The sequence below is a fragment of the Staphylococcus carnosus genome, assembly GCF_900458435.1.
Lineage (GTDB): Bacteria > Bacillota > Bacilli > Staphylococcales > Staphylococcaceae > Staphylococcus > Staphylococcus carnosus.
The window spans coordinates 1,371,986-1,392,685 of sequence record NZ_UHCT01000001.1; the positions used below are offsets into that span (position 1 = coordinate 1,371,986).

At 31.2% G+C, this 20,700-nt stretch carries 23 protein-coding genes, 1 pseudogene and 1 riboswitch; of the genes and pseudogenes, 23 read left to right on the plus strand and 1 reads right to left on the minus strand.

The genetic code is table 11. The features are described from left to right. Positions 1-3: 3 nt before the first annotated feature. The 23 genes and pseudogenes from DYE31_RS06585 to gcvPB all read left to right on the plus strand — a co-directional run bounded on the left by DYE31_RS06585 (position 4) and on the right by gcvPB (position 20,150). Positions 4-1,344, plus strand: coding sequence for a DEAD/DEAH box helicase (locus tag DYE31_RS06585; protein ID WP_015900428.1), 1,341 nt, complete (start codon positions 4-6; stop codon positions 1,342-1,344). A 17-nt stretch (positions 1,345-1,361) separates the two neighbouring features. After that, positions 1,362-2,252 (plus strand): deoxyribonuclease IV, encoded by an 891-nt coding sequence (locus DYE31_RS06590; RefSeq protein WP_015900427.1) that lies wholly within the window; start codon positions 1,362-1,364, stop codon positions 2,250-2,252. A gap of 115 nt (positions 2,253-2,367) precedes the next feature. Further along, positions 2,368-3,138, plus strand: a complete 771-nt coding sequence (locus tag DYE31_RS06595) for a metal ABC transporter ATP-binding protein (protein WP_015900426.1) — start codon at positions 2,368-2,370, stop codon at positions 3,136-3,138. Next, on the plus strand, positions 3,138-3,986 hold the full coding sequence (locus DYE31_RS06600) for a metal ABC transporter permease (protein ID WP_015900425.1): 849 nt from the start codon (positions 3,138-3,140) through the stop codon (positions 3,984-3,986). Before DYE31_RS06595 ends, DYE31_RS06600 begins: the two co-directional genes overlap by 1 nt. A 1-nt stretch (position 3,987) precedes the next feature. Continuing rightward, entirely contained in the window at positions 3,988-4,395 is a 408-nt protein-coding gene (locus DYE31_RS06605) for a Fur family transcriptional regulator (protein WP_015900424.1), read from the plus strand. Positions 4,396-4,594: 199 nt separating this feature from the next. Continuing rightward, complete coding sequence (locus DYE31_RS06610; RefSeq protein ID WP_015900423.1) at positions 4,595-5,200, plus strand: superoxide dismutase; 606 nt, start codon at positions 4,595-4,597, stop codon at positions 5,198-5,200. 200 nt (positions 5,201-5,400) lie between these two features. Next, the gene (locus DYE31_RS06615; protein ID WP_015900422.1) at positions 5,401-7,446 is read left to right on the plus strand and encodes a peptidoglycan D,D-transpeptidase FtsI family protein; all 2,046 of its coding nucleotides are present in this window, start codon (positions 5,401-5,403) and stop codon (positions 7,444-7,446) included. Positions 7,447-7,623: 177 nt separating this feature from the next. After that, complete coding sequence (locus DYE31_RS06620) at positions 7,624-8,166, plus strand: 5-formyltetrahydrofolate cyclo-ligase (RefSeq protein ID WP_015900421.1); 543 nt, start codon at positions 7,624-7,626, stop codon at positions 8,164-8,166. 16 nt (positions 8,167-8,182) lie between these two features. Then, positions 8,183-9,643, plus strand: coding sequence for a rhomboid family protein (locus DYE31_RS06625; RefSeq protein WP_015900420.1), 1,461 nt, complete (start codon positions 8,183-8,185; stop codon positions 9,641-9,643). Continuing rightward, positions 9,624-9,824 (plus strand): YqgQ family protein, encoded by a 201-nt coding sequence (locus tag DYE31_RS06630; RefSeq protein ID WP_015900419.1) that lies wholly within the window; start codon positions 9,624-9,626, stop codon positions 9,822-9,824. Before DYE31_RS06625 ends, DYE31_RS06630 begins: the two co-directional genes overlap by 20 nt. Next, entirely contained in the window at positions 9,824-10,810 is a 987-nt protein-coding gene (locus DYE31_RS06635) for an ROK family glucokinase (protein WP_015900418.1), read from the plus strand. The genes DYE31_RS06630 and DYE31_RS06635 overlap by 1 nt, the downstream gene beginning before the upstream one ends. Then, on the plus strand, positions 10,810-11,139 hold the full coding sequence (locus DYE31_RS06640) for an MTH1187 family thiamine-binding protein (RefSeq protein WP_015900417.1): 330 nt from the start codon (positions 10,810-10,812) through the stop codon (positions 11,137-11,139). The genes DYE31_RS06635 and DYE31_RS06640 overlap by 1 nt, the downstream gene beginning before the upstream one ends. Beyond that, positions 11,139-11,762, plus strand: a complete 624-nt coding sequence (locus tag DYE31_RS06645) for an MBL fold metallo-hydrolase (RefSeq protein WP_015900416.1) — start codon at positions 11,139-11,141, stop codon at positions 11,760-11,762. Before DYE31_RS06640 ends, DYE31_RS06645 begins: the two co-directional genes overlap by 1 nt. 70 nt (positions 11,763-11,832) lie before the next feature. Continuing rightward, positions 11,833-12,807 (plus strand): competence type IV pilus ATPase ComGA, encoded by a 975-nt coding sequence (gene comGA / locus DYE31_RS06650; protein ID WP_015900415.1) that lies wholly within the window; start codon positions 11,833-11,835, stop codon positions 12,805-12,807. Continuing rightward, complete coding sequence (comGB, locus tag DYE31_RS06655; protein WP_015900414.1) at positions 12,779-13,852, plus strand: competence type IV pilus assembly protein ComGB; 1,074 nt, start codon at positions 12,779-12,781, stop codon at positions 13,850-13,852. Before comGA ends, comGB begins: the two co-directional genes overlap by 29 nt. Before the next feature lie 17 nt (positions 13,853-13,869). Continuing rightward, positions 13,870-14,196, plus strand: a complete 327-nt coding sequence (comGC, locus tag DYE31_RS06660; RefSeq protein WP_015900413.1) for a competence type IV pilus major pilin ComGC — start codon at positions 13,870-13,872, stop codon at positions 14,194-14,196. 19 nt (positions 14,197-14,215) lie between these two features. After that, positions 14,216-14,629: a prepilin-type cleavage/methylation domain-containing protein gene (locus DYE31_RS06665; protein ID WP_231635362.1), complete on the plus strand. Its 414-nt coding sequence runs from the start codon at positions 14,216-14,218 to the stop codon at positions 14,627-14,629. Further along, positions 14,610-14,906: a hypothetical protein gene (locus DYE31_RS06670; protein ID WP_041612977.1), complete on the plus strand. Its 297-nt coding sequence runs from the start codon at positions 14,610-14,612 to the stop codon at positions 14,904-14,906. Before DYE31_RS06665 ends, DYE31_RS06670 begins: the two co-directional genes overlap by 20 nt. Next, the gene (gene comGF, locus DYE31_RS06675; RefSeq protein ID WP_158297486.1) at positions 14,863-15,321 is read left to right on the plus strand and encodes a competence type IV pilus minor pilin ComGF; all 459 of its coding nucleotides are present in this window, start codon (positions 14,863-14,865) and stop codon (positions 15,319-15,321) included. The genes DYE31_RS06670 and comGF overlap by 44 nt, the downstream gene beginning before the upstream one ends. 170 nt (positions 15,322-15,491) lie before the next feature. Then, a complete protein-coding gene (locus tag DYE31_RS06680) occupies positions 15,492-16,031 on the plus strand; it encodes a shikimate kinase (protein ID WP_015900411.1) in 540 nt (179 codons plus the stop codon). Beyond that, positions 16,009-16,140: riboswitch (glycine riboswitch) on the plus strand. Its footprint overlaps the gene before it by 23 nt. Before the next feature lie 81 nt (positions 16,141-16,221). Further along, positions 16,222-17,316 carry a glycine cleavage system aminomethyltransferase GcvT gene (gcvT, locus tag DYE31_RS06685; RefSeq protein ID WP_015900410.1) on the plus strand — a complete coding sequence of 365 codons (1,095 nt, stop codon included), beginning with the start codon at positions 16,222-16,224 and terminating at the stop codon, positions 17,314-17,316. A gap of 20 nt (positions 17,317-17,336) precedes the next feature. Then, positions 17,337-18,683 (plus strand): aminomethyl-transferring glycine dehydrogenase subunit GcvPA, encoded by a 1,347-nt coding sequence (gcvPA, locus tag DYE31_RS06690; RefSeq protein ID WP_015900409.1) that lies wholly within the window; start codon positions 17,337-17,339, stop codon positions 18,681-18,683. Continuing rightward, positions 18,676-20,150, plus strand: a pseudogene (gene gcvPB, locus DYE31_RS06695) (aminomethyl-transferring glycine dehydrogenase subunit GcvPB). The gene gcvPA and the pseudogene gcvPB overlap by 8 nt, the downstream one beginning before the upstream one ends. 105 nt (positions 20,151-20,255) lie before the next feature. Here gcvPB and DYE31_RS06700 read toward each other — a convergent pair. Further along, on the minus strand, positions 20,256-20,642 hold the full coding sequence (locus tag DYE31_RS06700; protein WP_015900406.1) for a rhodanese-like domain-containing protein: 387 nt from the start codon (positions 20,640-20,642) through the stop codon (positions 20,256-20,258). Positions 20,643-20,700 lie beyond the last annotated feature (58 nt).

Here is a 20,700-nt window from a genome sequence, read left to right on the forward strand (position 1 = left end):
CTTATGGCAAAACAGCACCCATTTGAACAATTTGGATTAGACCCAAAACTTATTGACGCTGTATCAGATCTTAACTTCAATCAGCCAACAGAAATCCAACAAAGAGTTATTCCAAAAATTTTAAAAGGTACAAGTATTATCGGTCAATCTCAAACAGGCACAGGTAAATCACATGCATTTTTACTGCCATTAATTGAAAGAATTGATCCTTCAATTCAAGAACCACAAGCTATAGTTGTAGCCCCTACGAGAGAATTAGCGCAGCAATTATATAAAGCAGCTCAACATTTAACTGAATTTAAAAAAGATGTAAAAGTGTCACTATTTATCGGTGGTACAGATTTTGAAAGAGATAAACAACGTTGTAATGTTCAACCTCAATTAGTTATCGGTACGCCCACTAGAATCAATGACTTATCGAAAGACGGAACATTACATGCTCATTTAGCAAATTATTTGGTTGTGGATGAAGCTGATTTGATGATTGATTTAGGGTTAATTGAAGATGTTGATCATATTGCAGCTAGATTAGAAGATAATGCGAATATAGCAGTATTCAGTGCAACTATTCCTAAGTCATTACATCCATTTTTAAATAAATATTTAAACCAACCAGAATTAATAGAGGTAAATAGCAAAACTCAAAATAAAAAGAACATTGATTTTTATCTAATACCTACAAAAGGCGCAGCGAAAGTTGATAAAACCAAAGCTCTTATTGATATTTTGAATCCATACCTATGTATCATTTTCTGTAATAGCAGAGAGAGTGCAGACGAATTAGCCGAAGAACTGATTGCAGATGGATTGAAAATAGGAATGATTCATGGAGGATTGTCTCCACGTGAACGTAAACAACAAATGAAGAGAATCAGAAATTTAGATTTCCAATTTGTTATAGCAAGTGATTTAGCTTCAAGAGGTATTGATATTGAGGGAGTTAGTCACGTTATTAATTTTGATGTGCCTAAAGACATAGATTTCTTTACACATCGTGTTGGTCGTACTGGTCGTGGACAATACAAAGGTGAAGCTTTTACATTATTTACACCTGATGAAGAAGAATTAGTCGGTGAAATTGAAGATAGAGGTTATCAATTCAAAGATGTAGATCTCAAAAATGGGGAAATTAAACCTATCAAAGCTCATAATACTCGTAAAACTCGAACAAAAAAAGATGATCATTTGACTACACAAGTTAAACGTAAAATCAAACGTGGCAATAAGAAAAAAGTTAAACCGGGATACAAGAAAAAGTTTAAAAGAGAATTAGAAGATTTAAAAAGAAAAGAACGAAAACAATACAGCAAAAGAAAAAATAGAGAGCAACGTAAAAATAAATAAGGGTAAGGTGGAAAAAAGTGTTAATAGGTTCTCATGTTTCTATGAATGGTAAAAAAATGCTGCAAGGTTCAGCTGAAGAAGCACATCGATTAAACGAAAAAACATTTATGATTTATACAGGTGCACCACAAAATACACGTCGTAAAGCTATTGAAGATTTAAATATTGAGGCTGGACATGAAGCTATGAAAGAGTATGGTTTATCAAACATCGTTGTTCATGCTCCATATATTATCAACATCGCAAACACACAAAAACCTCATGTATTCGAATTAGGTGTTGATTTCTTACAAAAAGAAATAGAGCGAACTGAAGCTATAGGTGCAAAAGATATAGTACTGCATCCTGGTTCTCATGTAGGAGCTGGTTCAGAAGCAGGTATCAAAAAAATAATCGAGGGCCTAAATGAAGTATTAACAAATGATAATGATGTTCGTATTGCTTTAGAAACAATGGCTGGTAAAGGTTCAGAAGTTGGAAGAACTTTTGAAGAATTAGCACAAATTATAGAGGGTGTTAACCATAATGAACGTCTATCTATATGTTTTGATACATGCCATACTCATGATGCGGGTTATAAAGTAAAAGATGATTTCGATTCTGTATTAGAGGAATTTGACAACGTCATAGGATTAGATAGAATCAAAGTATTGCATGTAAATGACAGTAAAAATGAAATAGGCGCACATAAAGACCGTCATGAAAATATTGGTTTCGGTCATATTGGTTTTGATGCTTTAAATTATATAGTACATCACGAGGTCTTTGAAAACATACCAAAAATATTAGAAACACCATTTGTTGGTGAAGATAAGAAAAATAAGCGTCCACCGTATAAACATGAAATCGAAATGTTAGAAACTGAAACATTTAATCCGAATATGAAAGAAATTATAATGTCAGAATAATTTACTTTTGATAATAAGGCAAAATAATTTTGCCTTATTATTTTATCGTGTTAATCGTAAGCATTACAATTTACACAATTATGAAACAAGGTTATATTTGTAGCGAGGTGAAAGCATGGCAACCCCTGTGTTTGAATTAAAAAATATTAACTACCATTTTGGTACTAAACAAGTTTTAGACAATATTAATATCAAAATCTATAAAGGTGATTTCTTAGCAATAGTGGGCCCAAACGGCGCTGGAAAATCTACTTTACTTAAAGTGATGCTGGGACTATTACCATTACAAACTGGTGAGATGTTTATTGATGGAATTAAATATCAAAGAAGGGCATCTGATTTGAAAATAAGTTATGTTTCTCAAAAAGCATCTGCTTTCAATGCCGGATTCCCAGCCAGTGTTAAAGAAGTCGTATTAAGCGGATTAACCAAACAAAAACATTTATTCCAGTGGTTTAATAAAAAAGATGTACAAAAAGTAAAAGATATCTTAAAACGTTTAAACATTGAAGCATTGTTCCATAAAAATATTGCTGAGTTATCTGGAGGGCAGCAACAACGTGTTTTAATTGCACGAGCTTTAATATCAAATCCGTCCGTACTGATATTAGATGAACCAACCAATGGTATCGACGCGAAGCATGTAAGTGAATTCTACGATACATTAGAACAGCTTAAAAAAGAAGGTGTAACAATAATTTTAGTTACACATGATATAGGGGTAGTTGTTGATACTGCTACTCAAGTTGCTTGCTTAAATAAACATTTACATTTCCATGGATCTGCAAAAGCATTCAAATCCTTAGACCAAGTTGAAATTTCTAAAATTTATGGTTATCCAGTTAAATTCGTAGATCATCAACACGAAAGGGAGTGCTGTAAATAATGATTGACGCGTTATTAAATTTTGATTTTATGAGGTACTCTCTAATAAGTGGTATTCTAATAGGATTTATCGCACCTTTTATCGGTGCATTTATCGTTGTACGTAGATTATCTTTAATTGCAGATGCATTAAGCCATGTTACATTAGGTGGTATATCGTTTGGCATGCTACTTACCACATTATCGCCATTATTTGCATCAATTAATCCTATGTGGGGCGGAATTTTCTTTGCGGTGGTCGGTGCCCTGTTAATAGAAAAATTAAGAACATCTTATAAAAATTATCAAGAAATCGCAATACCTATCATAATGAGTGCAGGTATTGGTTTAAGTGCAATTTTCATATCTTTAGCTGATGGTTTTAACCAAGAACTTGTAGGTTTATTATTCGGTTCTATAAGTGCTGTATCTTTAAGTGATATGGTAACTGTATTAATTGTTGCTATTATTGTAATGATATTTATTTTTTCATTTTACAAAGAATTATTTATTCTTTCTTTTGATGAAGAATATAGTAATGTTATAGGTATTCCTAAATGGATACAATTTTTATTTATTATAATTGTGGCGATGGTTGTTTCAGCATCAATGCGTGTGGTTGGTATACTTTTAGTGAGTGCGCTTATGACACTTCCGGTTGCAATTGCTATGCGCATAACAAAAGGATTTAAACAACTTATTGTTTTTAGTATTATATTAGGAGAAGCTTCAGTTATTGGCGGTCTTATTATAGCCTTTTACTTAAACTTATCTCCTGGTGGGGTCATAGTAGTTCTATTAGTATTGATTTTAGTAGCCACAATGCTTTTACAAACATTACGTGTAAAGTTTAAAAAAGGAGTTAATTAGTATGAATACAACTGATGCTATTAAAATTTTAAAAGATGAAGGTCACAAATATACCGATAAAAGAAAAATGATTCTCGACATTTTTGTAAACGAAGATAAATATATCAGTGCAAAATTAATACAACAACGAATGGATTCTAAATTTCCGGGTATTTCATTTGATACTATTTATAGAAACCTTTATTTATTTAAAGATTTGGGTATCATTGAAAATACAGAACTTGATGGTGAAATGAAATTCAGAATTGCATGTGCACATCATCATCATCATCATTTTATTTGTGAAGTATGCGGTGAAACTAAGATAATAGATTATTGTCCTATGGAGCAAATTCAATCACAATTACCTGGTGTCTTAATTCATACTCATAAATTAGAAGTTTACGGAATATGTGAAAACTGCCAATAAACAACAATTACTTTTAAACAGATTCTAGCTATTTTTCTTTTAGGATCTATTTTTTAATGTTTAAAAATCACAATAAGGTGATAAATAATTAAAGGAAGCAAAAGAAGTCATTAAGACAATAATATTAAGCAGATATATTGTAACGCTTTAAATGACTTGATATAGTAAAGATGAAAACAATTTAGGAGGATGATTATTTATGGCTTTTGAATTACCAAATTTACCATACGAGTTTGATGCATTGGAACCATATATCGATAAAGAAACAATGGAAATCCATCATGACAAACATCATAATACTTATGTAACAAAATTAAATGCAGCAATCGAAGGTACTGATTTAGAAAATAAATCTATCGAAGAGATCGTTGCTAATTTAGACAGCGTACCATCTGACATCCAAACTGCAGTTCGTAATAACGGTGGTGGACATTTAAACCATTCATTATTCTGGCAACTTCTAACACCTAATTCTGAAGAAAAAGGTACAGTAATTGATAAAATCAAAGAAGAATGGGGTTCTTTAGACAAATTTAAAGATGAATTTGCTAAAAAAGCTGCTGGACAATTTGGTTCAGGTTGGGCATGGCTAGTTGTAGATAAAGACGGTAAACTAGAAATCGTTTCTACTCCTAACCAAGACAATCCAATCACAGAAGGCAAAACTCCTATTTTAGGACTTGATGTTTGGGAACACGCTTACTATCTTAAATATCAAAATAAACGTCCAGATTATATCGATGCATTCTGGAACGTTGTTAACTGGAATAAAGTTGATGAACTTTATGAAGCAGCAACAAAATAATTCATGATTAAATGAATTGTTTTATACTGAAAACAGCAATCGGATTACCGATTGCTGTTTTTTCTATTACATATTTCATATAATCTTTAACTTGAGTTATATTTTTAAATTTATACGAAGAAATCTATGTAAATCATAGAAAAAAGTTCAGTTTTCATATATCATTTGTTTAGAGAACTGTTGAATTGAGGTAGGTTGGATTGTTAAAAAGATTAAAAGAAAAAACAAATGATGAAAAAACTAGAAATTTGATGGACAAAAGAATCAATTTCTTCTTTGGTTTAGTCGTCATAGTCTTTGTAATTATTGTCTTAAGATTAGGTTACTTACAAATTGCACAAGGTTCTCATTACAAGCAACTAATCAAAAACGATGAAAACATTACTGTCAATGAGTCTGTACCAAGAGGAAGAATACTTGATCGAAACGGTAAAATTCTAGTAGATAATGCTTCTAAAAAGTCTATTACATACACAAGGGGACGAAAAACATCACAAACAGAGATTCTCGATACTGCAAAACGCTTATCTAAACTTATTAAAATGGATACTGATCATATAACTACTAGAGATAAACAAGATTTTTGGACTCAATTACATCCTGATAAAGCTGCAGATATGATGAAAAAAGAAGAAAAAATGTTAAACAACGGGGAAATATCACAAGATCAATACGATGAAGAACTACATCAAAAAATTAAGAAAAAACAATTAAATCAGTTAACAAAAAAAGATTTACAAGTGTTAGCAATTTATAGAGAAATGATGGCAGGTTCTACCTTGAATCCTCAAACAATTAAAAATTCAGGTGTAACCGATAAAGAATATGCTGCAGTTTCTCAACAATTATCCAAATTACCTGGTATTAATACTTCAATGGATTGGGATAGAAAATATCCATATGGAGACTTATTAAGAGGTCTATATGGTGATGTTTCTACAACACAAGAAGGTATACCTAAAGAGTTGACCGACTATTATTTATCAAAAGGATATTCTCGAAATGATCGAGTTGGAAAATCATATTTAGAGTATCAATACGAAAGTATTTTAAGAGGAAAGAAAAAGGAAATGAAATATACCACTGATAAATCAGGGGCGATTACAAACACAGAAGTTATCAATCCGGGTTCACGTGGTGATGATTTAGTACTATCAATCGATATTGATTTACAGAAAAAAGTTGAAGATTTATTAGAAAAACAAATCAATAAGTTACGCGGTGAAGGCGCTAAAAATATGGATACTGCGATGATTGTAGTACAAGATCCTAAAAATGGTGATATTTTAGCAATGGCTGGTAAGAAAATAAAACCAAATGGAGAAATGACTGATTATGATATTGGTAACTTTACCTCTCAATATACAGTTGGCTCTTCAGTTAAGGGTGGTACTTTACTTGCTGGTTACCAAAATGGTGCAATACATGTTGGTGAAGAAATGGTTGATGAACCATTGCATTTCCAAGGCGGATTAACTAAACGCTCATACTTCAATCAAAACGGTAAAGTTACAATTAATGACAAAGAAGCATTGATGCACTCATCCAATGTCTACATGTTTAAAACAGCATTAAAATTAGCTAAGGACCCATATCACTATAATATGGCTCTTCCAAATAATATTTCTGACGCTGGACAAAAGCTAAGAAAAGGGTTAAATCAAGTAGGATTGGGTGTTAAAACAGGCATTGATTTGCCAAATGAAGTTGCTGGACAGATAGAGAAATTGGATACAAATAGCGGTAATTATCTCGATTTAGCAATAGGACAATATGATACTTATTCACCACTGCAACTTTCACAATATGTATCTACTATTGCAAATAATGGTTATCGTATACAACCTCATGTTGGCTTAGAAATTAGGAAAGCAACAAACAAAGATAATTTAGGACCTGTCAAACATAAAATAAACGGCAATGTTTTAAATAGAGTAAATAATACACCTGATCAAGTCAAAGAGGTTCAAAAAGGTTTTGATATGGCATTCAATAAAGTACCAGGTACAGGCTACCAAAGTTTCCATAACACTGTAGTTCCTTCAGCAGGAAAAACAGGTACCGCTGAGGTATTCCAAGATGGAGAACCTAGAGTTAACTCCACATACATCGGATATGCGCCTCAGAAGAATCCAAAGCTTGCTTTTTCAATTGTATATACAAACCAACCTGTTCCAGAACCTTGGTTACAAGGTGGAGATTTAGGTAGAGATGTTATCAATTATTACTTTAAGGATAAAAAATAATTAAACTGATACTCATAAAAAGATAATTTTCCTGTAAAGCAAACAGTGAAAAGTAATTGGTTTACAGGGAAGTTATCAAAATGTTGAGTATCAGTTTTTTGCTTTTCACTTTAATGACACTCAGTCTGAGAAACGTTATAATATACATATCAATTAAAATTGAAAAGCAGGTGGATTATGAGAAAGTCTGATTTAAGAAAAGAAACTTTGCAATATATGAAAAACATGGATCCTAGTATTAAGAATCATGCTGATCAATGGCTTGCAGAACAACTTTATGCAACAAAAGAATTTAAAGAAGCACAAAAAATAGGCATAGTTTTAGCTATGAACCATGAAGTTAATACATATCCAATTATTGAAGAAACAATACGTCTTAATAAGCAAATTTTTGTTCCTTCGACAGAGTATACAACTAAGAAAATGACTTTCCAAAACCTAACAGACATGCATAGTTTATCTGTTGATGAAAAAGGCATCAAATTTGTTGATTCTGATACTGAAAAAACAAATGATTTAGATTTAATAATTGTACCTGGCGTAGTTTTCAACGAACAAGGTTATCGTATTGGGTATGGCGGTGGTTATTTTGATAAATTTTTAAATAAACATAAAACAAAGACACTAAGTCTTATTTATGACCTTCAAATAAATAACGATTTTGTACCTGAAAATCATGATGAGAAGGTTGAACGTTTGATAATAGCAAAAACAAAGTAAGTTATTTGGAGGCAACATGACTATAGAAAAACAATTTTGGAAACTTATTTTTTATTGGGTAAAGTATTTAAACTATCAAATTGTATATAGAGCTAAAGAAGATACTGAAATTTGGTTAAGTAATAAACAAAAACAAAAATTAGTTATTTTCAAAACGGAAGTAGGCAGTTCTCAAGAAATACGTTTTGATAAAAGTCGCATTTTAGAACATCAAGATGAAATAAATAACTATACTGGTTTCAAAACAAGAGAAGTCGAATTTAATTATCTAACAGAAAAAATATTTACTTATGAAAGTCTCAACGAAATACATCCAATAAGAATGAAATTTAATGTAATTCGTAATATGAAAGAGTTAACTAATATATTTCCCAATCGACTATTTAAATATATATATTCAAAAAATGATGATAAAACTTCTCTTTATTATAAAAGAAGAGTACTAAGTTCTAATCCTCTTGAAAAATATATGTTGAAATTTGCGCCAGTAACATATGGTTTAATAACTATAAATATTATAGTTTGGCTCTTTATGTTTTTAGTTTTAAATGCCTTCTCAGATACGCGCTTAATTGATTTAGGTGGATTAGTGCATTTTAATGTAGTACATGGAGAGTGGTATCGTCTTGTTACTTCAATGTTTTTACATTTCAACTTTGAACATATATTGATGAATATGCTTTCACTATTTATTTTCGGTAAATTAGTTGAAGCAATAGTTGGTCATTGGAAAATGCTGGGAATATACTTGATTTCAGGAATATTTGGTAATTTGGTTTCATTAGCTATAGATAATTCATCCATATCCGTTGGTGCTAGCGGAGCTATATTTGGACTAATCGGTTCACTTTTCGCTATGATGTACATAAGTAAGCAATATGACCGTAAGTCGTTATTTCAACTTATTGGTGTACTACTTATATTGACATTTGTTTCTTTATTTATCACAAACGTTAATATTTATGCTCATATCGGCGGATTTATCGGTGGCATTTTAATAACACTTACCGGCTACTATTTCAATATAGAACGAAGAAAATTTTGGATAACTTTAGGAATATTTATCTTGATAACTATTATCCTTATTATAAGAATTTTAACTATCAAAGAAGACAATATTTATGATAAGTTAATAAAAGATGAAATGAACCAAGGCAATTATAACAAAGCGGCAAAACTTGTAGAACATACAATGAACAAAGGTTACGAAGATGATGAAACTTATTATTTGAGCGGGCTGATTAAAGCAACTAACGATTCAAAAGCTGAAGGAATTTCTACTTGGGAACGAGGGCTCAAATATTTCCCGAATTCAAGTGTTCTAAATTATGAACTCGCAATTGCAAATCGGTCGTTAGGCGATAAAAAATCTGCTTTAAAACATGTTAATGTTGCTTATAAAAATAATCCACAAAATAAAAGATATAAATATCTAAAAGAAGAGTTGACTAAAGAGAATGAATCGAAAGATAAATAATTTTTATGATGTGCAACAACTATTAAAGCAATTTGGATTTATTATCTATTTTAAAGATAAACAAGATATGCTCGAAATGATGGAACAAGAAATAAGGGAACTCCATGAATATCAACTTATATCCAAGGACACGTTCATTAAATGTATATTAATTATCAATCAAAGAAGGATGAGTAAGTAATGAAAAATTTAATATTGGCAGCTGATGTTGGCGGGACAACATGTAAATTAGGAATATTTGATAATCATCTAGATAGACTAGCAAAGTGGTCAATACAAACAGATGTCAGTGATCCGACAGGCGTTGTATTACTCAAAACAATTTATAGTGCTTTTGTTCAAAAATTAAATGAACTTAACCTTAAAATGGAAGATGTGATTGGGCTAGGCGTAGGTGTACCAGGCCCTGTTGATTTTGAGACTGGTATAGTTCACGGAGCAGTAAATTTAAATTGGCCGGGAGACGTTAATATTAGAGAGATTTTATCACAATTTGTTAATTTTCCGATTTACGTTGATAATGATGCTAACGCAGCAGCATTAGGTGAAAAACATAAAGGCGCTGGCCACAATGCTGATGATGTTGTTGCTATTACACTTGGTACAGGTGTAGGTGGTGGTATAATTTCAAATGGGAAATTAGTGCATGGACATAACGGTTCTGGTGCAGAAATTGGACATTTCCGTGTAGATTTTGATCAAAGATTTGCTTGTAATTGTGGAAAATACGGTTGTTTAGAAACTGTTGCATCTGCAACAGGTGTTGTTAATTTAGTGAAATTTTATCATCCTAAACTAACTATTAAATCTTCAATTTTAGAACTTATTAAAGAAGATCGTGTTACAGCTAAAGATGTGTTTGATGCTTCGAAAAAGGGAGACTTATTCTGTTTATTTATAACTGAAAGAGTTGCTAACTATATTGCGTATGCTTGTAGCATCATCAGTGTTATGAGTAACCCAAAATATATTATTTTAGGTGGCGGTATGTCTGAAGCAGGAGACATCTTAATTGAAAATATTAAAACAGAATACCGTAACCTTACATTCACCCCAGCTCAAAATGGAACAGAAATTGTTAAAGCCCAACTTGGTAATGATGCTGGAATTGCAGGGGCAGCTGGTTTAATTAAAACATATGTAATTGACGAGGAGCGTGTTGAATAATGGCAATAGTAGATGTTGTAGTCATACCAGTAGGTACAGAAGGACCAAGCGTGAGTAAATATATTGCAGAAATTCAAACAAAATTGAAAGAGTTCAAAGAAAAAGGTTTAATTGATTATCAATTAACGCCAATGAATACATTAATTGAAGGCGACTTAAAAGATTTGTTTACCGTTGTACAAGCCATTCATGAATTACCTTTTAATAAAGGTGTAGACCGGGTATGTACTAATATAAGAATTGATGACCGTCGTGATAAATCACGTAAAATGAATGACAAATTAACATCAGTTCAAAATCAATTAAATAAAATGAGTGGTGAAAAATAATGCGTATTTCTTCATTGACACTAGGTATTGCAGATACAAATACCTATTTTATTGAAGATGAAAATAATGTTTTACTGGTTGACCCTTCAAGTGATGGAAATAAAATTATTCAAAAATTAAATGAAATTAACAAACCATTAAAAGCTATTATTTTAACACATGCACATTTTGATCATATTGGTGCTTTAGATGAAGTTTTAGAAAAATTTGATGTACCTGTTTACCTTCACTCAGAGGAATTTGATTTTTTCCAAGACCCTAGTAAAAATGGTTCAGCAAAATTTAAACAATATGGATTTAAACCTGTGATAAGTAAAGCTCAACCTCTATCATTAGATGAAGGACCGAATAAAATTGGCGGATTTGAAATTGACGTACTGCATACTCCTGGTCATTCACCAGGAAGTTTGACCTATGTATTTAATGATTTTGCTGTAGTAGGGGATACCTTATTTAACAATGGTATAGGACGTACAGATTTATACCGTGGTGACTATGAAACTTTAGTAGATTCAATTCAAGACAAAATATTTGAGATTGATGGCGATTTGCCATTATATCCTGGACATGGGCCATCTACTACTGTAAATAACGAACAAATGAATCCATATCTTCACGGATAAAATTACAAATTAAAAAAGTAAAAGAAATTTGAACACCTTCTACGTTTATTAATGTAGGAGGTGATTTTTTATGAAAAGACTTTTAGATACAATTCTCACAGATGCAATTTCGAAAAATGTATCTGATATCCATTTTATTCCAATTGAAAAAGAAGTTATAATCAAGTTCAGAATTCACGATGATTTAATTAATTATGACAATATCGAAATTCTGACTTATTCAAAGTTACTTACGTTTATGAAATTTCAAGCAGGGCTCGATGTATCTAATTATCATCAAGCACAAAGTGGTCAGACAACTTTCAAGCATCAAAAACTATATAATTTACGTGTTTCTACTTTACCGTTATCCTTAGGGATTGAGAGTTGTGTAATACGACTTTCACCCCAGTATTTTTATCAAGATACCGATCGTGATGGTCCTAAACACTTCTATCATTTAATGAATAAAAAGCAAGGACTTATTTTATTCACGGGACCAACCGGTTCTGGAAAAAGTACTATGATGTATGAAATGGTTTCTTTTGCTTTAAAAAATTTGCATCTAAATATTATTACTGTTGAAGACCCAGTTGAGAAAAGAATTGCTGGCATTACTCAAATTTCAGTAAATGAGAAAGCAGGTATAGATTATGAAAATTCATTTAAAGCTATATTACGCTGTGATCCCGATATTATACTTATTGGGGAGATAAGAGATGCTCAAATCGCAAAATGTGTTATTCAAGCATCTCTAAGCGGACATCTAGTGCTTTCCACTTTGCATTCAAATGATTGCGAAGGAGCATTATTACGACTCTTGGAAATGGGTATATCTCCACAAGAAGCACAACAATCCATTGCTCTAATTTCAAATCAACGTCTAGTAACTAATCAACATGGAAGTAGAGAACTAGCTTATGAAACGATGTATCAATCTGATATTCAATACTTCTTCAAACATAACCATACAATGCCTAAACATTTTATGAAATTAAGCAAAGTACTAACTCAAATGAGTGAAGAAGGTGTTATATGTGAAGAAGTACTTAAAAAATATACATAACTTTTCTCTATTACCTAATAAAAAGTTAAGCGCAAAGGAACAACTTACGTTATTATATCGCTTAAATATTTTATTGAATCATGGATTTACTTTGATTGAATGTTTTACATTCTTAAATATGCACATACAATACAAACAAAAAGATACAAGTAAAGAAATTATCCAACTTCTTAATCAAGGTGCTACATGTTACTCTATACTCAACTATTTAAAATTTCCTCAAACAATTATCGTACAAATTTATTTTTCAGAAAAATATGGAGTACTAACAGAAAATTTAAATGATGGATTTCATTTTTTAAAAAGAAAAATTGAAAAAAAACAAAAGTTTATTAAAACAATTCAGTACCCATTGATTTTAGTTATGATTTTCATGACTATGTTATTCGGTATTAATCATTTTATACTCCCCGAATTCCAACAAATTTATACCACAATGGATATTCAACTTTCTCCTACCTTAAAATTTTTAAATGATTTTATTCAGCACTTTCCACAAATCATTTTAATATCATTTACTATTTGCTCTTTGTTTTTAATAATTATATATGCAATTTACTACAAACTTTCAATAAGCCAGAGACTAAAATTCATATTAAAAGTACCTATGATAAATACGTATTTCAAGTTATTCAAGACATATCAAATTGCTAATGAATTTTCATTGTTTTTTCAAAATGGTATTATGCTACAGCAAATTTCAAAAATTTATATCAATCAAAGTGTTGATCCTTTTCTTAAATATATAGGTGAATTCACAATTCAAAATATAGAAAATGGATTGAGTCTGCCAGAAATTTTTAAAAAGATAGGCTGTTTTCAAAACGAGCTTATTCAATTCATTGAGCAAGGTGAAAAAAGCGGAAACCTTGAAATAGAACTAAATATTTATGCCCAGATTTTATTAAGTCAAATTGAAGCTAAAATGAATAAACAAATCAAGTTAATTCAACCAATAATATTTTTATTATTAGGATTGCTTATTGTTTCCCTTTATCTAATTATTATGTTGCCTATGTTCGATATGATGCAATCCATTAAATAAATCGAGAGGAATTAAAAATGAAAAGATATTACTTTAAATTGAAAAATAAAAACTTAAAAGCTTTTACATTGTTAGAAATGCTGCTTGTATTATTGGTTATTAGTGTATTATTAATTTTAATTATACCGAATATCGCTAAACAATCTGAACATGTCCAGGCTACAGGTTGTGAGGCACAACAAAAAATGGTGAATAGTCAAATAGAAGCTTATTCACTTAAAAATAATAGAAAACCTGATAGTATTGATGAACTTGTTACACAAGGATATTTAAAAGAAGCTCAAAAGAAGTGTAAATCAGGAGAAAGTATAACAATAAAAAATGGTGAAGCATCAATTAGCTAGAAACTTTTGTGCTTTTACAATGTTAGAAACTTTATTGGTACTTTCTTTGATAAGCTTATTTACTCTATTAAGCATATCATCTCTTAATGGTTCTCAATATTATGATATACACAGTGAGTCAAAAGCGAAGCATCTCGTTTCACAAATTGTTTATTTAAAATCAAAGGCAATTAAGGATCAAAATAGTATTACACTTTTATTTAATCGTGGAAGCAATGAAGTTAAGGTGGTTGAAGATAGAAAAAATGTTACTATTATTCGATTAGAAAATGGAATAATAAAAGATAATCATAATATGAATATTGTTACCATCAATAAAGATGGACAACTAAATCGTTTTGGTTCTATCTATATTAAATTCGATCAAACATTATTCCGATTTATTTTTCATATCGAAAAAGGGAGTTTACGGATTGAAAAGCAAAAAGATTAACGCTTCATTTTTGTTAGATGCACTAACTTCATTCGGCTTAATATTAACTTTAATATTACTATTTTTACCTTTTATTATAAATCAACATCAACAGTATCAAGATGAATTAGATATTGCAGAAATGAATCGAATCCTTCTTATTTCATTAAATCGATTTAATTATAGAGAGCTAAAGGAAGGAGTTGAAATAACAAATTTTACTGTAAAATATAATAATGAAAAAATTTGTGCTATTGAAAAAAGAACTAAAAAAAGTCATTGCATACAAAAACAATAATTTCAAAGCCTTCACGTTAATAGAAATGTTATTTTCTTTTAGTATATTCTGCTTATTACTCAGTTTGATACCCCCTCTATTTCAAACAGTAAATTTACTGAGTAAACAAGTAAATGATGCTTCACCCATAAATTTTGAATTTTTTGCTCAAGATATTACGAGAGAATTTAATGGAATCCCTTTAAAAAATATTACTGTGCAGAGCAATCATCTTATTGTTGAAAACGAAAATGAAATAACTAACTATACTTTTACAAAAGAAAAAATATATAAAACTGTTAATGGTAAAGGAAATATAACTTTACTTCAAAATATTAAATACTTTAAAATCAAAAAAATTAACAATAAATACATTACGGTGGATATAGTTTTAATTGAAGACAATCAAGAATATCACAAAACGCTCATTATTTAGATTTAGCCTCAATGGATATATTTTACCTTTTACTACAATAGTTTTCATATTGATTGTTTTGATAATCACTTCCTATAACATTCAGTTTGGATTAAAATTAAGGACAATACACAATTTAAATATGTATTATACTGAAAAAGTACAAAGTCTTATTAGTAAAGGTGATACACATGAAAAAACAAATCCAAAAGAATGAACCGCTTATTCTTATAGGTTTTATGGGAACTGGAAAATCAACATTAGGCGAATATATTGCTTTTCATGAGAATAAAACTTTTGCAGACCTAGATAAGGTTATTGAAGAAACCGTTGGAAAAAGCATTCCATCAATATTTAAAGACCATGGTGAAAGTAAATTTCGTGAATTAGAAGGTGAATTTTTATGCGAATCATTAGAAAAATACGATATAATATCAACAGGTGGCGGCATTGTTGAAAGTACTTCTGCTATGAATACTTTATCTAATTTAAATAATATTATTTGGTTAGATACAGATATCGAAATTATTTATAATCGAATTAAAAATGATAGCAATCGACCAAACGCTTCAAATAAAGCATTTGATGATTTAAAAAGGTTGTATTTATCAAGACTTTCACGATATAATGAAATCGCATTCAGTAGAATAGATACAAATATCGATATTGATATTTTGTATCAAAATCTGATGAATATTTTAAATGCGAATGATCAGTATTGGAGAGCATAGGTTTTGACTATTGAAAAGCAACTTGCTTTTTAATAAATTGTCAGAATTTATCGCCGAAGGGGCAAGATAATTGTTCGAATCTCTCAGGCAAAAGGATAATACTGTGACGCGTTCCTGAAGGTAACTACAGGGTAGCAATTTTATTTGCTATCCTGTTTTTAATATTTAATCACATATAGGGGGTTGCAAGATGTCAAATGATTTAAAAAAGACACCACTTTATGATCGCTTCGTTGAAAGCAATGCTAAAATTGTTGAATTCGGCGGATGGGCAATGCCAGTTCAATTTTCAAGTATCAAAGAAGAACATAACGCAGTTAGGGAAGTTATGGGAATCTTTGATGTTAGTCATATGGGCGAAGTTTTAATTGAAGGTAAAGACGCTTCTGATTTCATTCAATACATTCTTTCAAATGATACAGATCAACTTACTGATAATAAAGCTCAATATACTGCTTTATGTAATGACAAAGGTGGTATTATTGATGATTTGATTACTTATAAATTAGATAATCAAAAATATTTATTAGTAGTTAATGCAGCTAATACAGAAAAAGACTATAACTGGATTAATTCACATTCAGAAAATTTTGATGTGAAAGTTGAAAATGTATCAGATCAATACGGTCAATTAGCTGTTCAAGGACCTGAAGCACGCGACTATGTGGGCAGTTTAGTTGATGTGGATGTCTCTGAAATGAAACCTTTTGATTTCAAAAAAGACGTTACAATTTTCGGTAAGAATATCATTTTATCTCAATCAGGTTATACTGGCGAAGATGGTTTTGAAATCTATTGTAATTCTGATGATGTCGTTGATATTTGGGATGGTTTATTAGAGAATGAAAATCTTGTACCTGCTGGTTTAGGTGCTCGAGATACATTACGTTTAGAAGCAGGCCTTCCTTTACATGGTCAGGATTTATCAGAGGATATTACACCATATGAGGGTGGAATTGCATTTGCAGCAAAACCGTTAATCGAAGCTGATTTCATTGGTAAAGAAGTTTTAAAAGAACAAAAAGAAAACGGATCAGCAGAACGTACAATCGGATTAGAAATGCTAGATAAAGGTATCCCAAGAACTGGATATGATGTTTTAGATTTAGATGGAAATAAAATAGGTGTTGTAACATCAGGAACACAGTCTCCTGCGACTGGAAAAGGTATTGCCTTGGCAATCATTAATCGCGATGAATTTGAAATGGGTCGAGAAGTACTTGTTCAAATCAGAAAGAGACAAGTTAAAGCTAAGATAGTTAAAAAAAATCAAATTAGTAAATAATTAGTAAAGGGGTGGCAGTGGTGAGTCATCGATATATACCGTTAACTGAAAAAGATAAACAAGAAATGTTGGAAACAATTGGAGCTAACTCCATAGAAGAACTATTTGGAGATGTACCAAAAGAAATTCTGCTTGACAGAGAGTTAGATATTCCGAATGGGGAAGATGAAACAACTCTATTAAAGAGATTAAGCCGTATTGCGAAAAAAAATATTACAAAAGAAGATTATACTTCATTTTTAGGAGCAGGTGTTTATGATCACTATACACCAGCAGTAGTGGACGCAATGATTTCTCGTTCAGAGTTTTATACTGCATATACGCCTTATCAACCAGAAATTTCTCAAGGCGAACTGCAAGCTATTTTTGAGTTTCAAACTTTAATTTGCGAACTTACTGGTATGGATGTAGCAAACTCTTCCATGTATGATGGAATAACTGCTTTTGCTGAAGCTTGTATTTTAGCTTTCAGCCAAACTAAAAAGAACAAAATAGTTGTATCAAAAGGCTTACATTACCAAGCATTACAAGTTCTACATACGTATTCAAAAATCAGAAATGATTATGAAATTGTAGAAGTTGATTTAGATGGAACGGTTACTGATTTAGAGAAATTAGAGGATGCAATTGATGATGAAACAGCTGCAGTTGCTGTACAATACCCTAATTTTTATGGTTCCATAGAAGATTTAGAAAAAATCAAATCATTAATCAAAAATAAAAAGACATTATTTATTGTATATACAAATCCACTTTCACTTGGATTATTAACACCTCCAGGAGACTTTGGCGCTGATATCGTAGTTGGGGACACACAACCATTTGGAATCCCTGCACAATTTGGCGGACCACATTGTGGATTTTTTGCTACAACTAAAAAATTAATGCGTAAAGTACCAGGGCGTTTAGTGGGACAAACTGAAGACGATCATGGAAATCGTGGCTTTGTTTTAACTTTACAAGCAAGAGAACAACATATCCGTCGTGATAAAGCAACTTCTAATATTTGTTCTAACCAGGCTCTTAATGCACTTGCTTCTTCTATTGCAATGTCAGCACTTGGTAAACAAGGCCTTCAAGACATTGCTGTACAAAACTTTGAAAATGCCAATTATGCAAAAAATCAATTTAAAGATGCAGGAATTGAAGTATTACCAGGTACATCTTTCAATGAATTTGTCATTAAACTTGATAAACCAGTCAAAGAAGTAAACGATAAATTATTAGAAGAAGGTATTATTGGCGGTTTTGATTTAAGTGAAGTAAATGAAGAATTTGGCCAAGCAATGTTAATTGCTGTAACTGAATTAAGAACAAAAGATGAAATTGATACTTTTGTAAAGAAAGTAGGTGAAATTAATGGTTAGTAAATCAAGTCCATTAATTTTTGAGCGCTCTAGAGCAGGGAGATATGCATATTCTTTACCTAAAAAGGAAATTGACAATAATGCTGTTGAAGAATTATTAGATGAAAAATTTATTCGTAAAAATAAAGCAGAATTTCCTGAAGTTTCTGAATTAGATTTGGTTAGACATTACACTGAACTTTCAAACAAAAACTTTGGTGTAGATTCAGGTTTCTATCCATTAGGCTCATGTACAATGAAATATAATCCAAAGATTAATGAGAAAGTGGCTCGTATTCCAGGTTTCGCAGAATCTCATCCACTACAAGATGAATCTCAAGTGCAAGGTTCATTGGAAATTATTCATAGCTTGCAAGAAGAATTGAAAGAAATTACTAGTATGGACGAAGTGACATTACAACCAGCTGCAGGTGCACATGGAGAATGGACTGCGCTCATGATTTTCAAAGCTTATCATGAAAAAAATGGTGAAGGTCACCGTAACGAAGTTATTGTTCCTGATTCAGCTCACGGTACCAACCCAGCTTCAGCAGCTTTTGCAGGTTTCAAAGCTGTAACAGTCAAATCAGACGAAAACGGTGAAGTTGACGTTGAAGACTTGAAGCGTTTAGTTAACGAAAATACGGCTGCAATTATGTTAACAAATCCTAATACATTAGGATTTGTTAACATAATATCATGGAAATTGGTAAAATTGTACATGATGCTGGTGGTTTATTGTATTACGATGGAGCTAACTTAAATGCAATTATGGATAAAGTACGACCAGGAGATATGGGGTTTGATGCAGTTCATTTAAACTTGCATAAAACATTCACTGGTCCACATGGTGGTGGCGGACCTGGTTCCGGCCCAGTTGGAGTTAAGAAAGAATTAGCCAGTTTCTTACCAAAACCAATGGTTATAAAAGATGGAGATACGTATCGATATGATAATGATATTGAAAATTCAATCGGCCGCGTTAAACCATTCTATGGTAACTTCGGTATTTACTTACGTGCTTATACTTATATTCGCACAATGGGCAATATTGGACTGAAAGAAGTTTCAGAAGCAGCAGTACTTAATGCAAATTATATTAAAGCCCGTTTAAAAGATGCATTCGAAATCCCTTACTCTCAATACTGTAAACATGAATTCGTATTAAGTGGTTCAAAACAGAAAAAAGAAGGTGTGCGTACGTTAGATATGGCTAAACGTCTTCTTGATTTTGGAGTTCATCCTCCTACAATTTATTTCCCACTTAATGTTGAAGAGGGTATGATGATTGAACCAACAGAAACAGAATCTAAAGAAACATTAGATTACTTCTGTGATGCTATGATTCAAATTGCTAATGAAGCAAAAGAGGACCCAGATAAAGTTCTTGAAGCTCCTCATAATACTATTATCGATAGATTGGATGAAACAAAAGCAGCACGTCATCCAGTATTGAAATTTGATAATCTTCATGAAGAAAAAGAATAAAAGCACTAAACCCCCTGTCTTTTTAAAAATAGGCAGGGGGTTTTATATGCAAAAAAACAGCAATTATCTTTTGAAGATATTGCTGTTAACAGGTTTTGCTGTACATTATTTTTTTGCTTTAACTTTACCAGTCCATTTTTTGTAGCCGCCTTTAAGCATATAGATATCTGTATATCCATTTTTCTTTAAAATTCGAGCAGCTCGATAGCTTGCAACACCGTTAGCATCAACTAGATAAACCGGTTGATCTTTTCGCAAACCTTTGTATCGCTGGCTAAACAAGGTCATTGGAATATTTCTAGCTCCAATAATATGACCATAATCATAATCAACTTTTTCTCTTACATCAATAACTTGAGCTTTACGTAGTCCATTATGAAATTCATCCTGATTCAATTCAGTAACAGCTCTTCGGTTGATAAAAAACTGGATTAACATATATAAAGCGATAATAATTAAAACAGCTAAAATGATAAACCAAAAGTTACTCATTTTGCTTCCTCCCTAATTTACCGATACTATAATTATAAGACTGTTTCATACAATTATC